Source organism: Bacillus sp. ISL-4 (assembly GCF_018613275.1).
In the GTDB taxonomy this organism is placed as follows: domain Bacteria; phylum Bacillota; class Bacilli; order Bacillales; family DSM-1321; genus Peribacillus; species Peribacillus simplex_E.
Map to the genome: position 1 here is coordinate 1 of NZ_JAGGQN010000007.1, position 13,530 is coordinate 13,530.

Annotated in this window: 13 protein-coding genes, 1 pseudogene and 1 riboswitch; of the genes and pseudogenes, 5 read left to right on the plus strand and 9 right to left on the minus strand. The window is 41.9% G+C overall.

The window, feature by feature from the left end:
* Nucleotides 1–286: 286 nt before the first annotated feature.
* Nucleotides 287–1,162: a nucleotidyltransferase-like protein gene (locus J7J00_RS03450; protein WP_141994507.1), complete on the minus strand. Its 876-nt coding sequence runs from the start codon at nucleotides 1,160–1,162 to the stop codon at nucleotides 287–289.
* Between the two features lie 175 nt (nucleotides 1,163–1,337).
* Between J7J00_RS03450 and J7J00_RS03455 the strand changes: the two genes are divergently transcribed.
* Nucleotides 1,338–1,691 (plus strand): YgzB family protein, encoded by a 354-nt coding sequence (locus tag J7J00_RS03455; RefSeq protein WP_214787476.1) that lies wholly within the window; start codon nucleotides 1,338–1,340, stop codon nucleotides 1,689–1,691.
* Nucleotides 1,692–1,789: 98 nt separating this feature from the next.
* Here J7J00_RS03455 and perR read toward each other — a convergent pair whose 3' ends face one another.
* From perR to J7J00_RS03480, 5 genes are all read right to left on the minus strand, one after another.
* Nucleotides 1,790–2,233 (minus strand): peroxide-responsive transcriptional repressor PerR, encoded by a 444-nt coding sequence (gene perR / locus J7J00_RS03460; protein ID WP_076371177.1) that lies wholly within the window; start codon nucleotides 2,231–2,233, stop codon nucleotides 1,790–1,792.
* A gap of 156 nt (nucleotides 2,234–2,389) precedes the next feature.
* Nucleotides 2,390–3,334, minus strand: coding sequence for a D-2-hydroxyacid dehydrogenase (locus tag J7J00_RS03465; protein WP_214787479.1), 945 nt, complete (start codon nucleotides 3,332–3,334; stop codon nucleotides 2,390–2,392).
* A 148-nt stretch (nucleotides 3,335–3,482) separates the two neighbouring features.
* A complete protein-coding gene (locus tag J7J00_RS03470) occupies nucleotides 3,483–4,592 on the minus strand; it encodes an aminopeptidase (protein ID WP_214787481.1) in 1,110 nt (369 codons plus the stop codon).
* A gap of 11 nt (nucleotides 4,593–4,603) precedes the next feature.
* A complete protein-coding gene (bcp, locus tag J7J00_RS03475; RefSeq protein WP_191929754.1) occupies nucleotides 4,604–5,074 on the minus strand; it encodes a thioredoxin-dependent thiol peroxidase in 471 nt (156 codons plus the stop codon).
* 62 nt (nucleotides 5,075–5,136) lie between these two features.
* A complete protein-coding gene (locus J7J00_RS03480) occupies nucleotides 5,137–5,556 on the minus strand; it encodes a potassium channel family protein (protein WP_034305333.1) in 420 nt (139 codons plus the stop codon).
* A 245-nt stretch (nucleotides 5,557–5,801) separates the two neighbouring features.
* A riboswitch (cobalamin riboswitch) is annotated at nucleotides 5,802–5,994 on the plus strand.
* Between the two features lie 145 nt (nucleotides 5,995–6,139).
* Between J7J00_RS03480 and metE the strand changes: the two genes are divergently transcribed.
* The gene (gene metE, locus J7J00_RS03485; protein WP_214787483.1) at nucleotides 6,140–8,446 is read left to right on the plus strand and encodes a 5-methyltetrahydropteroyltriglutamate--homocysteine S-methyltransferase; all 2,307 of its coding nucleotides are present in this window, start codon (nucleotides 6,140–6,142) and stop codon (nucleotides 8,444–8,446) included.
* A gap of 19 nt (nucleotides 8,447–8,465) precedes the next feature.
* A pseudogene (locus J7J00_RS03490) lies at nucleotides 8,466–8,918 on the plus strand (acyl-CoA thioesterase); the annotation flags it as partial.
* Between the two features lie 41 nt (nucleotides 8,919–8,959).
* Here the strand turns inward: J7J00_RS03490 and J7J00_RS03495 are convergent.
* From J7J00_RS03495 to J7J00_RS03505, 3 genes are read right to left on the minus strand one after another with little or no spacing between them, the layout of a single operon-like run.
* Nucleotides 8,960–9,745 (minus strand): ABC transporter permease, encoded by a 786-nt coding sequence (locus J7J00_RS03495; protein ID WP_048678294.1) that lies wholly within the window; start codon nucleotides 9,743–9,745, stop codon nucleotides 8,960–8,962.
* Between the two features lie 4 nt (nucleotides 9,746–9,749).
* Nucleotides 9,750–10,541, minus strand: coding sequence for an ABC transporter permease (locus tag J7J00_RS03500; protein WP_214787485.1), 792 nt, complete (start codon nucleotides 10,539–10,541; stop codon nucleotides 9,750–9,752).
* Nucleotides 10,542–10,589: 48 nt separating this feature from the next.
* The gene (locus J7J00_RS03505; RefSeq protein ID WP_214787487.1) at nucleotides 10,590–11,597 is read right to left on the minus strand and encodes an ABC transporter ATP-binding protein; all 1,008 of its coding nucleotides are present in this window, start codon (nucleotides 11,595–11,597) and stop codon (nucleotides 10,590–10,592) included.
* Nucleotides 11,598–11,748: 151 nt separating this feature from the next.
* On the opposite strand from J7J00_RS03505, the gene J7J00_RS03510 reads away from it, so the two are divergent.
* Together J7J00_RS03510 and J7J00_RS03515 are read left to right on the plus strand one after the other, a co-directional pair.
* Nucleotides 11,749–12,069 (plus strand): hypothetical protein, encoded by a 321-nt coding sequence (locus tag J7J00_RS03510; RefSeq protein WP_214787489.1) that lies wholly within the window; start codon nucleotides 11,749–11,751, stop codon nucleotides 12,067–12,069.
* Between the two features lie 143 nt (nucleotides 12,070–12,212).
* Complete coding sequence (locus tag J7J00_RS03515) at nucleotides 12,213–13,502, plus strand: glutamate-1-semialdehyde 2,1-aminomutase (RefSeq protein ID WP_214787491.1); 1,290 nt, start codon at nucleotides 12,213–12,215, stop codon at nucleotides 13,500–13,502.
* Nucleotides 13,503–13,530 lie beyond the last annotated feature (28 nt).

A 13,530-nucleotide genomic window follows, 5' to 3' on the forward strand; every position in this document is an offset into this window, starting at 1 on the left:
CGAAGAAATGTTTGACTTGCTCATTTGCTTTTTTGATAGTGTGTGCTCACTTAAAATTTAACGTTGGCGCTTTGTTTTGTTCAGTTTTCAAAGAGCAATTTCGTTGTCGTTTACTTCGTAAGCGACTTTTACATCTTATCATGTTTCCAACTTCGTTGTCAACATGTTTTTTTATTTTTTTTAAGTTATTTTCGTTTTGATGAAGCTGCGAAAGCTGATGTCCCGCAGCGACATGTATTAATATAACACCTATATTATTAATGGTCAACAATAAAATTGCATTTTTTTAAAAGTTTTTTGATACCCGATAAAACCGATGATATACCTCGTGCCCTTTTGTCTCCGCTTTGATGACATCGATTACCTTCTTCTCTATCAAATATTCCAATAAAACACCTAGGTCGACTGAATAAAACTTTACTTCCGGATGCTCCATTAGCTCCGCAATCGTCCACGGTTCTTCTTTCGTCCCCATTATTTCAACCAAATGCTGTGAACCCGCATTCGTCCTAGAATAAATAAGAAACTCACTCGCAAGGAATAGAAGCTCCAATCTTTTTTCGAGAGTTTCCTCACTGCTGATCAATTCTTTATACAACTTGAAGATTTCAGGTTCCATATGCTTCACTTGGTTCCAGACCGTAACCTCCGGATAAAAGCCTTGTTCAATTATTTCCAAACGGGCCAAGTGATGCAGGGAATGAACGATATGGTTGTATGCCTCAAGATGATGGCCTTTTTCAAAGAAGCTTTTCCCATCCATGTACCTGCGAATTAACTTTGCGAATTCCATCCCCATCTTTAACTTCCTTCCATAGAAGGGGAACTCACGGATCTCGGTTTTCAAACGAGCCAAATATTCATTCCGGTCAAAAAGGACCTTCCCGTTATATATCCAGTCAACCACTTTGCGGTTCGTGCCTAATAGGAGCCATTCTTTTAACTGGTCTTCCTTTACGATATGCAAGGCTGCCTTTTTATCCTGGTAAGTGTAATGTTTTAAAAACACGGCCTCTTCGGCTTCGTCTGCAATTACAAAAAGGATGTAGTCAAATGTATCGGTAATCGGGCTATTATCATCTCTTTTTTCTATTAACAAGATTCCAAGTGTAGATTTTAAACTTGCTCGCTCTTGATAAATCGGGCGAAGGATATCTTCCATTATAAATTCCTCCAAAACCTTTTTTTTTAGATTTTCGACAAAACTCTTCAAATTCCTGCTTATTTCCCTTACCCCAAACTATTTCAACTTAAAAGTAATATGTATCCTTTATTTCTTTTTTGTTCCATCCATTGTTTATGTTATAGTTAAAGTTATATTTTAGGAGGGACAATCCATGGCTAAATATTCTAGCAAAATCAATAAAATACGTACTTTTGCTTTGAGTTTGATTTTCATTGGCTTTATCGTAATGTACCTTGGGCTTTTCTTCAAAACGAATCCTGTTGTCATGACGATTTTCATGGTGCTTGGCCTTTTATTCATCATCGCAAGCACAGGGGTTTATTTTTGGATTGGAATGCTTTCTACAAAATCGATCCAGGTTGTCTGCCCTAACTGCAGCAAACATACAAAAATACTGGGGCGTGTAGATATTTGCATGCATTGTGAAGAACCATTGACACTTGACAAAAAATTGGAAGGCGAAGAATTCAACGAAAAATACAACCGGAAAAGCCTGCATGACTAGAGGAATTCCGCTAGCTGAATTCCCTTTCAAGAAGTCATTAACAATTGTATCATTTTTTGATAACATAAAAAAAGTTCCAACCAAGTGGAGGAACTTTTTTAATGCGATTCTTTTTTCGCACAATCCGTACAGTCGCCGTAGATTTCCATCCGATGATGACTAACATTGAAACCGGTGACTTGTGCAGCGAAATGCTCGACTTCATCCAATGCAGGATAATCGAAATCCACAATTTTCCCGCAAGTTTGGCAAATTACATGATAATGATTCGTCGTTACAAAATCAAACCTTGCAGAAGAATCACCATACGTAAGTTCTTTTACCAAACCTACCTCACGGAACACACGCAGGTTGTTATAAACCGTTGCCACACTCATATTCGGAAACTTGCCTTCCAGCGCTTTATATATATCATCCGCGGTAGGGTGGGACATGGAGCTTATCAAATACTCAAGTATCGCATGGCGTTGAGGAGTTATTCTTACACCGGTATCTTTTAAGGAATCCAACGCTTCTTTTAACTGAACTTCAGACACCGTCATCCACCTCTTTTTCTCATTAAGTATGAATTCTTAAATTATAATATTTATAAATAGTGTACCTTTTATGCGTTGAATTTGTCAATAATTCAATGGCTTAACCATTCTTTTTTAGTTTATTCATGAACACATTGAATCTTTACCATTTTTGCATTGAGTTTAGTATCCCCTAGTTAAGTCGATTACGTTGGTGAAGCCTTTTCCAGCTTTCAAGTATTCACGCATGTTTTTTTCGAAAATGGCAAAGGTTCTTGGTAAATATTCTCCGCTTTTACTTGATAGATGCGGTGTGACTGTGACATTCTCCATCCTCCAAAACGGATGCCCTTTTCCCAAAGGTTCCGGATCAAATACATCCAAGATGGCATGAGACAATTCCCCGGCATCCAGCGCTTCGATCAACACTTCATCGTTAATCAGGTCGCCGCGGCCAATATTCACGAATACTGCAGATTCTTTCATTGCTTTAAAGTGCTCTTTTTCCAGAAGGCCCTTCGTTTCATCAGTACTTGGCAGGACGGATACGATATAATCGGCTCCCGGTATGGCTTCCAATAAATTATCCAGAGTATAATGGTGATCGATGGATTCCACTGGCTTCCCGCTCCTGTTCACTCCCATAGTCGTCATCCCAAAGGCTCTCCCAAGACGAGCCACCTCTCCTCCAATTGCACCGACACCAATAACAAGCATAGTCTTGCCATTCAATTCTCCTACTTCAATCTTTCTATCCCACAATTCTTCCTTTTCATTCTTCATAAGCAGTTTCAATTTCTTTTCATATTGCAAAAGCATCCCTATCGTATACTCGGCCATCGGGATTTTATGAATGCCTCTTGCGTTGGTCACCAGAATGCCACGTTCCTCAATGGCTTTAAATGGCATTAATTCCATCCCTGCGCTCATGACCATGATCCATTTCAAGTTCGCCGCTTTCCCAATGATTTCTTCAGTTAAGTCTTCACCATATGTAATTAGGATTTCCGCTTCACGAAGCGGCCCATCCGTCCATCCTTTTTGATAAATGAAGTTCAAATCAGGAAAAGCTTCCATCATCTTCGTTTGGATGCCTTCATTCGGAATGACAGTCGAAAGTATTAACATGTTTATCTCTCCCTTTTAATTAACATAAAAAAACACGGGCTCTATGTGTCCCGCGCAACTTTCTCTGAGGAGGTATTCCCTTAATAAAGCATATTCAGGTGTCCCCTTTTTGAGTTGGACAAAAGCCTTACCCTTATTAAAAAAGGCTTTATTTTAAAGAATTTGGGTTTAATGCATGTAATTCCGGCAAAATGAAAACGCCATCCCTTCTAATCGGGACGTCGTCAAAATAGATGTCACCGCCCCCATATTCGGGACGCTGAATCAAGACCATATCCCAATGTATCGATGATCGGTTTCCATTATCCGCTTCTTCATAGGCAAGCCCAATAGCCAAGTGCAGACTCCCGTTTATTTTCTCATCGAACAATATATCGTCCATAGGTTCCAATATGTATGGATTGATTCCAATTGCGAACTCCCCGATAAACCGGGACCCTTCATCAATATTCAGAATTTGGTTCATTTCAGAGTCACGATTGGAAGTTGCTTTAATGATTTTTCCCTTTTCCAAGTTTAATGCTATGTCACTAAAGGTGATTCCTTCATAGGTTGTGGGTGTGTTGAAGGATATCCTTCCATTGAGACTATCTTTTATGGGTGCCGTAAACACTTCCCCATCCGGTAAATTCTTTTTTCCGGCACATATGATGGCCGGCATACCTTTAATGGAAAAGGTCAAATCTGTCCCTGGTGAAACGATCCTGACTTTGTCAGTCCGTTCCATCAATTGTTTTAACGGTTTCAAGGCCGCCTCCATTTTCCCGTAATCCATGGTGCATACGTTCAACAGAAAGTCTTGGTACCTGTTGAAGGTCATGCCTGCTTTTTGCGCTGATGCGTTGGTGGGATAATTAAGTAAGACCCAACGTCGGTTGTTTACATAGAAAAGAGTGGGGGAATTCATGGCCTCACCTTGAAGACGGTGCCTCTCGATGGGAACATCAGTCATTTCCACATCGTTTTCTTCCCCTGTAATGATGATGACTGCATCGATATCCGTATATTTTTTCAGAGCCCATTGCGAAGATGTGTCAAGTTGTTCCTTCACATTCCCTTGTAACAGGTGGCGGCTTATCTCATCGTCTTCGAGTTCTACATATGGATAAGCACCCACTCTGTATATTTCATCAATCAGCTCTTTCAATAATGGTTTCGTGTTGATATGCCCTCGTATGAGGATTCTCTCTTTTGGCTGTATTTGTATCGAATGATGAATCAGCCTGGCCGCAAGCTTCGTTATTCGCTCATCCTTCATCTGCCTGTCCCTTATTTTTCGAGGTCGCGAAGAGTTTCAAGCGCTTCTTCGACGTGGCCTTTGACTTTTACTTTACGCCATTCTTTGACTACCTTACCAGCCTTATCTATCAGGAAAGTTGAACGTTCAATGCCCATATACTCCTTGCCGAAGTTCTTTTTCAATTGCCACACATCAAATGATTCGGCCGCTTCATGATTTTCGTCAGCCAGCAGCAGAAAAGGCAATCCATGCTTTTCGATGAATTTTTCATGACGTGCCGCTGGATCTGGGCTAATACCAATGATGACCGCGTTCAATTCCTCGAATTGCTCATTATGGTCCCGGAAATCACAGGCCTCCGTCGTGCAACCTGGGGTCATGTCTTTTGGATAAAAATACAAAACAATGTTTTTCCCCTTAAAATCCGATAGGGAAACCATTTCACCATTGTTTGCAGGGAGTTTGAAATCAGGTGCTTTTTCTCCAATTTTAACAGTCATAGTGAACCCTCCATTTCTTTCATTATGGTAAGAGTACCCAATAATCGAAAGAAACACAACTTTCATTTATCCTTCCTATCTTTCTGCTCCAAATCGATAACTGTCCGAATCACGAACGCAGCCGGCAGTGTATACCCGATGAAAGCCTGAATGGTAGCTATCATCCTGCCCATGCCAATCGGGGCTATATCTCCATACCCTACAGAAAACATCGTCATCGCACTGAAGTAAAAGGAAGTCTTCAACTGTTCATAGAAAGTACCATCCAACCGATTGCCCATATCAAGAATCACCGAATGATTCTGAAGCTCGTATAATAAATAAATCAGTGCAAATCCAACCAATATCGTCGCATATAAATTGCCAAGCCACAGCATATCCTCCAGAGAAAACTTCTTTCCTCCCGACTCAACAAGAAATAACGTACGAATGCTCATCACCATGCAAAAAATGATTCCTGCAATCAAGATGTAGAAAGTCATCCCCCACGCCCCATTTCAAAACGCCACTCCCTCTATACATACTCCCTGTCCAAACAATATATTCTTTTTTAGGTACAGACCTCATCCTTATCACCCACACACCCAATAAACGGATACTTTTCCCGAATCTTTTTTCCATGTTGACCCTTTTGGTCGGATATGTTAAGATTGTCTAAATTTTTATAATAGTTTTTATTTTATAAATCTTTAGCCCGCAAACAGTTTATAAAGTCAGGTTTTGTAAAATTTCATATGTGGAAATAGGTTCCTAATTTTAAATTAGGATTAAAAGGGAAGCCCGGTGTAATTCCGGCACGGTCCCGCCACTGTAATGGGAGTGTTAGCGCCATCCAATATGCCACTGATCAAAGGATCGGGAAGGCCCGCCGCTAATGATAATCCCTAAGTCAGGAGACCTGCCTATTTCGACAACACTGTTTTAACCTACGGGAGATAGGGAGGTGTTAGGGACCTTATAATTGTAAGGGGCATTCTGGATGCCTCTTATTTTAAGCATTTCTAACTTTCTCTTTTGAAGGTTGGGGATGCTTTTTTTATTGTTCAATAAAATGAATGTAGGAGGATGGGAATTTTGAAAAGCAGTAGTTTGGGTTACCCTCGAATCGGGGAAGATCGTGAATGGAAACGTACATTGGAAGCTTACTGGTCAGGTAGTATCGATGAAGCGGAATTTACGGCACAACTAAAGGCAATCCGTTTAGGCAACTTACAAAAACAGAAGCAACGGGGCATTGATATCATTCCTGTCAACGACTTCACTTTCTATGATCAAATGCTCGATATGTCCGTCATGTTCGGTCTTGTTCCTGAACGTTATTCAGCCTATGAAGGCGGTAGGATTCCCCTTTCCGTATATTATTCAATGGCTCGCGGAAACAATGACGAAGTCGCTTCCGAAATGACGAAATGGTTCAATACGAACTATCACTATATTGTCCCTGAATTAAAACTGCCACAGCTGACTTTAACAGAAAATAAACCACTTGCAGCATATCGGGAAGCCAAGGAAAAGCTAGGGATTGAAACGAAGCCCGTGTTGATCGGACCTTTTACCTTCATCTCCCTTTCCAAAGGGTTCAATAAACAAGAGACGCCTGGTATCATCCTGAGCTTGCTTCCCCTATACACGCAAATCCTGCGGGAGTTGGAGCAAGAAGGCGTTAAGTGGGTACAAATGGACGAACCTTCTCTTGTTTCATCCATTTCCAAAGATGATATGCAAACTGTTACTTACCTCTATGAAAAGCTGAACGAAGCAGCACCTAACCTGAACATCATGCTACAAACATACTTTGATGCCGTTGAACACTACCAAGAAGTCATCGAATTAAAAGTCCAAGGAATCGGTCTTGATTTTGTACATGATAAAGGGAGGAATTTAAGTAATCTTGAAGCATTCGGCTTCCCGAAGGACAAAGTGCTTGCTGCAGGTGTGATTGACGGAAAAAACATTTGGCTATCTGATTTATCGAAAAAAATTCAATTGATCGAGACTCTTAAGAAAAAGGTAGCCGAAGACCGAATCTGGCTTCAGCCCTCTTGTTCCCTGCTTCATGTACCAGTGACCGTTCGTAATGAAACCGTTCTTTCAAAAGAAGTGAAACAGGCCCTTGCTTTCGCTGATGAGAAACTTGAGGAAATCACACTTTTGGTCAAAGGGAATAATCAAGGCTTTGAAGCAATCGCCGAAAAAGTCGATGCCAATAAATTTACGGTTCAAACGTTAGCAAGTTCAAATGCACGGAATCATGGAACTGTACAATCGAAAGTCGAAAAGGTTAAAACCAGGACCGCCGGCCGTCACATTCCATTTAAAGAGCGTTACCAAAAACAACAGGAATTTTTCAAATTGCCTTTCCTTCCTTCGACTACGATCGGTAGCTTTCCGCAGACACTTGAAGTTAAACAAGCTCGCGGGAAATTCAAAAGAGGAGATTGGTCCGCTCAGCAATATGAAACATTCGTTAACGAAGAAATCGGCAAGTGGATCGAAATCCAAGAGGAAATCGGTTTGGATGTTCTCGTTCATGGGGAATTCGAACGGACGGATATGGTTGAATACTTCGGCCATAAGTTAGGCGGTTTCGTCTTTCTGGAAAAGGGTTGGGTACAATCCTATGGATCCCGCTGCGTGAAACCACCAGTCATCTACGGCGACATCCATTTCATTGAACCGATGACAGTCAGGGAAAGTGTATACGCACAATCACTGACGAAGAAGACGGTAAAGGGAATGCTTACTGGTCCTGTTACGATTTTGAATTGGTCATTTGTCCGTGATGATATTTCAAGGGAGAATGTTTGTTATCAACTGGCACTCGCTTTGGAAAAGGAAGTCATTGCATTGGAATCCGCTGGAATTAAAATGATTCAGGTTGATGAGCCTGCACTTAGAGAAGGTCTGCCATTGAAAAAAAGCGATCGCGACGAGTATTTGAACTGGGCTGTGAATTCATTCTTGATATCCACATCAAGCGTGGAGGATACAACCCAAATTCATACGCATATGTGCTATTGCGACTTCAACAGTTTCATGGATGTCATCTCCTCCCTCGATGCTGATGTAATTTCCATCGAAACATCTCGTAGTCATGGGGAGCTTGCTTCCGCATTCGAGGAAAAAACATATGAAAAAGGGATTGGCCTGGGTGTTTATGATATTCACAGCCCGCGTGTGCCCGCAGTGGAAGAAATGGTCGATATGATTGAACGGGGCATCAAGGTATTGGATAAAGACCAGTTTTGGATCAATCCCGACTGCGGCCTGAAAACAAGGGGTATCCCGGAAACCGTCGCTTCCCTGAAAAACATGGTCAAAGCAGCAAAAATCGTCCGTGAAAACCTTTTAGCCAAACCAACAGGCCAATGATTGAAAAGAACGTTGCCATCCAACACAGCAGTCACGGACTTTTTTAACCGACCTTGTTTTTCCACCGGATGCAAATCATCACAATACCATCTTTGGCGGAAAAGTAATGGCATATGTTGATAAAATAGCCTGCATTTCAGCTATGCGCCATTGTCGAAAACCCGTTGTGACTGCTTCAAGCGACTCTTTTGATTTTTTGGCACCCATCAAGACAGGGGATGTGATCAACCTTGAAGCTTATGTCACCTGTGCTCATCGCACATCAATGGAGGTATTCGTAAAAGTGGAGCGTGAGAATCTATTAACCGGTGAAAAACAGCTTACGGCACGCGCTTTTTTAACGATGCTGGCCATCGATGAAGACGGTAAACCGACAAACGTACCTCAGGTCATTCCGGAAACGGAAGAGGATAAGCAGCAATATGTTGAAGCACAAGTAAGATATTTTGAAAGAAAGAAAAAACGGAACTAAAAAAAAACCCCTTCAACATGAATGCTGTTGAAGGGGTTTTTTTAGTTCCCTGCCCCGCGGTACCTCTTCACTCCCTGATTCCATATGAAAACGGATATCACGAAAAAGGCAACCCCGATTACAGGTGTGGCAAATGCATATGCATACCACTCTTCTTTTCTTAGGAAATAAGATGCCGGATAGACACCAACAAACGCGAATGGCAGCACCCATGTAAGGACAAAACGGATGACCTTATTATAAATATCAACTGGATAGCGCCCGTAGTTCCCGATATTGTACATCATTGGCATGATGGATGTTTTCGCATCCGACCAGAACCCAATACTTGCTATCGCAACGAATATGGCTGCATAAGCAAGGGCCCCGCCTATTGCAAAAATGATGAAAAGAATCGGGTCATACCACGCAAGCTGAAGATCCAATGAAATCCCCGAATAGAATATAATGATCAAACCGGTCACAACACCAAATAACGCTTCTAGTTCGATTCTTTCTAAAATGACTTGAAACAGGCTATGTATCGGTCTTGTTAATATCCGATCCATTTCACCTTTGACGATATAGCGGTCATTAAAATCCCAGATGTTGAAAAAGGCAGAAAAAAGGGCAAATGGGATAAGGAAGAATCCATAAATGAATATGATTTCTTCACGACTCCAGCCGCTTAAAAATTGGGTATGCCCAAAAACGACTAAGATAAATACCAGATTCACGACCTGATTCAGCAGGTCAGATAGGATTTCCATGAAGAAATCGGCTCTATATTGCAATCTGGTTTTCATATATTGACTCACATATTGAAAAAACATCGATACATAAAACATCCCGTCAACCTCCTTGAATAATCAGCTGTTTTTTTGCGACTATCCATAAAAGCTGAATCGGTATTATGAGAATGATGCACCAAATTATCTGCTGTAAAAGCGCCATGCCAATTTCGCCTGAACTGTACCCGTTCGTAAAAATCATGCTTGGTACATAGCTGATCCCTTGAAAGGGTAAATATTTCATCACTTCCTGCGCCCATACCGGATAGAAACTGATGGGCAGCAGCAGACCGGAAAATAAATCAATGATAACCCTTTTAGCCCGGATCAATCCGGCATTATTATATAAGAAAAAGGTAGTGATCCCCGTCAATAAGTTAATTTGTGTATTGATGATGAAGCTGAACAGCAAGGAAATGCCGAACATCCCCCACGTAGCCGGCTCGTGCGGTAATTCTATAGGAAAAATGAAAGCTACCAGCAGCATTCCTGGAATCGAGAAGAAGAAGAAACGGAATATCCCTTCCCCAAGTCCTTGCATCGTTTTCATGCCTAAATAGTTATACGGCCGGATCATTTCAATGGCGACCTTGCCGTCTTTAATTTCAGTGGCGATTTCGCGGTCAATATTATTGAAATAAAAAGCGCGCGCCATCCATGCAACCGCGACATAGGTTGTCATTTGCATACTTGAAAGTCCTTCGATGGAACTTTTTTCTCCATATATCGCATTCCATAAGAAATAATAGGCACCGATATTAATGCTATAAATTAAAATGCCGGTATAATAATCCGTTCGATACGCAAGCATCATCAAAAAACGCATGCGAATCATTGCAAGATACTTTCCCATGGCCCTCCCCCTTCTTGATAGACACGTTGTTTCTTAATGATAAGAGAGTCAGACAGTGCCTTCTTCGTAAATGTTGCGAACAATCTCTTCAATGGACGTTTCATGGATTTTGATGTCCTTTATTTTAAAATGAGCTACAACAGCCGAAACAAGCTGTGAAATATGATCACTTTCTTCTTTCAACAAGGCAATGTATGTTTGATTTTTCTCATCATAAACCCAGTTGGCACTAAATGGGAGCGCCAATGATTGCAATTCCTTCAATGCGATCGGCTCGATGAATTGAAAATGGATTTGTTTTTCCTCAGCCCAGTTATCTTTCAAACTCTGTAATTCCCCATCATAAATGATCTGTCCTTCATCAAGCATGATTACGCGCTCACATAATGCTTCAATATCACCTAAATCATGGGTAGTCAAAAGGATCGTCGTATTATATTTCTCATTGATTTCTTTCAGGAACTCACGAATCTTCATTTTCACGAGTACATCAAGTCCAATCGTCGGCTCATCCAGGAACAGCAAAGGCGGATTATGGATCAAGGCTGCCGCAAGCTCGCAGCGCATCCGCTGACCAAGTGAAAGTTTACGCACTGGCTTGTCCAGCAAAGGTCCGATATCGAGCGTCTTGATGACATGTTCCATATGATCGTTATATTGTTCATCCGTTACCTTATAGACCTTTTTTAGCAGCCTAAAGGATTCTTGAACTGCAATATCCCACCAAAGCTGTGAGCGCTGACCGAATACGACTCCTATTGTCTGAGTGAACTTTTCCCTTTCTTTATGTGGATTCATTCCATTGACCGTGATTTCACCTGCTGTCGGTTCCAAAATACCTGTCAGCATTTTGATCGTGGTCGATTTCCCTGCACCATTTTCACCGATATAAGCTACCATCTCACCCTTTTTTACAGTAAAATTGATATCATTGACGGCAGGGACGATCTTATAATTTCTTGTAAGTAAATCCCGGAAGGCACCCTTTAGACCAGAACGGCTTGATGCCGACTTAAATTCCTTCCGAAGCTGTTTCACTTGAATTGCATCACTCATCCTGTTACATCCTCCGTAATCTCTTGTCCTAATGAATTAGTTTATCCAACCTAACCTTTTTAGACAATAAAAATGCTCGGATGCCAAATACCATTTTCAGGGCGAAATGATCATTGTATCAGATACATATAATAAAGGAGACGAGTATGCTATGAATATCAAAAAATTATTACTATCCCAAATTGAAAAGGTCGTTTTCGACCTTCGATATGACTTCCTTTATGAAGATGAGTACGGTGAATTATTATGCCAGGTCATCCAAAGAGATTCCAGCGGGTCGATCGAAAGCACACCCATCAGTTTCCATCTTTGCATTAATGAAGAGAAAGGAACCGGCCATCTAATCTATTACCAAGCCCAGGGCGAAATGAACCGCCAATCATTCGACATCGAAAACCCTGACACCATCTTGGCCATTCTTACTTTCATAACCGGAGTTTTGGGATCCGCGCCCATTTCCGGAACAAAATGATGGCCCGGAATCCTGATGTTCTAGGGCTGCAGCGTTTCCACCAGGGAACTAATCACATTTCCTAGCCTTCCATCCCAGATTTACGGACGGAAAAGTGCTATGATAAAGAGGAAATATGTTTATATTTTTAGGAGGTTTTAAGATTGGATTTTAGTAATTCGGAACTTTTACATAAAGAGGCATTAGAACATATCGTTGGCGGGGTAAACAGTCCATCCCGTTCTTACAAAGCTGTAGGCGGCGGTTCACCGGTTGCGATGGATCATGCCAAAGGTGCTTATTTCTGGGATGTTGATGGCAATAAATATATCGATTATTTAGCTGCATATGGCCCAATCATCACAGGTCATGCGCATCCACACATTACGGAGGCCATCGTTAAAGCTGCAGAAACGGGCGTTTTATACGGCACACCGACAAAACATGAAGTCAAATTTGCCAAAATGTTGAAAGAAGCCATACCATCCATGGATAAAGTCCGCTTCACCAATTCAGGAACCGAGTCCGTCATGTCCACCATCCGCGTTGCCCGCGCTTACACAGGACGGGATAAGATCATCAAGTTTGCAGGCTGTTACCATGGACACTCCGACCTCGTTCTTGTCGCTGCAGGTTCCGGCCCGTCCACTTTAGGTACACCGGACTCTGCCGGCGTTCCAAAAAGCATCGCACAAGAAGTCATCACGGTACCTTTCAATGATATCGAGTCATTTAAAGAAGCACTGGATAAATGGGGCACTGAAATTGCAGGCGTGCTGGTAGAACCGATCGTCGGCAACTTTGGAATCGTGGAACCAAGCCCTGGCTTCTTGGAAGAAGTCATTTCATTATCGCACGGAGCCGGATCAATCGTCATTTTCGACGAGGTCATCACAGCGTTCCGCTTCATGTATGGAGGGGCACAGGACTACTTGGGAATTCAACCCGATTTGACCGCGCTCGGAAAAATCATCGGGGGCGGGCTTCCTATTGGTGCCTATGGCGGTAAAAAAGAAATCATGGATTCTGTCGCCCCGCTGGGACCTGCCTATCAAGCTGGTACGATGGCAGGAAATCCTGCTTCCATGCTTTCCGGGATAGCTTGCTTAGAAGTACTTAAAGAAGAGGGTCTGTACGAAGAGCTTGACCGGCTGGGTAAAATCCTTGAAGAAGGTATCCTGAAAGCGGCCCGCCAATATAATGTACCGATCACCATCAACCGCCTTAAAGGGGCATTGACGATCTATTTCACCACAGAAAAGATCGTAAACTATGAGCAGGCGGAAAATACGGATGGCGAAATGTTCGCTAAGTTCTTCAAACTCATGCTCAATCAGGGAATCAATTTGGCACCGTCCAAATACGAAGCCTGGTTCTTGACAATTGCCCACACGGATGACGATATCGCTTATACTCTAAAAGCGGTTGAACATGCATTCAAAAACCTAATATAATAAATCGAATCAGCATAATTATGCATTT

Coding starts and splice junctions, on each gene's coding strand:
- J7J00_RS03450 (WP_141994507.1), bottom strand. CDS start 1,162: ATGGAAGATATCCTTCGCCCGATTTATCAAGAGCGAGCAAGTTTAAAA.
- J7J00_RS03510 (WP_214787489.1), top strand. CDS start 11,749: ATGAATATCAAAAAATTATTACTATCCCAAATTGAAAAGGTCGTTTTC.
- bcp (WP_191929754.1), bottom strand. CDS start 5,074: ATGACTGTTAAAATTGGAGAAAAAGCACCTGATTTCAAACTCCCTGCA.
- metE (WP_214787483.1), top strand. CDS start 6,140: ATGGGAATTTTGAAAAGCAGTAGTTTGGGTTACCCTCGAATCGGGGAA.
- J7J00_RS03465 (WP_214787479.1), bottom strand. CDS start 3,334: ATGTTAATACTTTCGACTGTCATTCCGAATGAAGGCATCCAAACGAAG.
- J7J00_RS03495 (WP_048678294.1), bottom strand. CDS start 9,745: ATGTTTTATGTATCGATGTTTTTTCAATATGTGAGTCAATATATGAAA.
- J7J00_RS03505 (WP_214787487.1), bottom strand. CDS start 11,597: ATGAGTGATGCAATTCAAGTGAAACAGCTTCGGAAGGAATTTAAGTCG.
- perR (WP_076371177.1), bottom strand. CDS start 2,233: ATGACGGTGTCTGAAGTTCAGTTAAAAGAAGCGTTGGATTCCTTAAAA.
- J7J00_RS03455 (WP_214787476.1), top strand. CDS start 1,338: ATGGCTAAATATTCTAGCAAAATCAATAAAATACGTACTTTTGCTTTG.
- J7J00_RS03480 (WP_034305333.1), bottom strand. CDS start 5,556: ATGACTTTCTACATCTTGATTGCAGGAATCATTTTTTGCATGGTGATG.
- J7J00_RS03470 (WP_214787481.1), bottom strand. CDS start 4,592: ATGAAGGATGAGCGAATAACGAAGCTTGCGGCCAGGCTGATTCATCAT.
- J7J00_RS03500 (WP_214787485.1), bottom strand. CDS start 10,541: ATGGGAAAGTATCTTGCAATGATTCGCATGCGTTTTTTGATGATGCTT.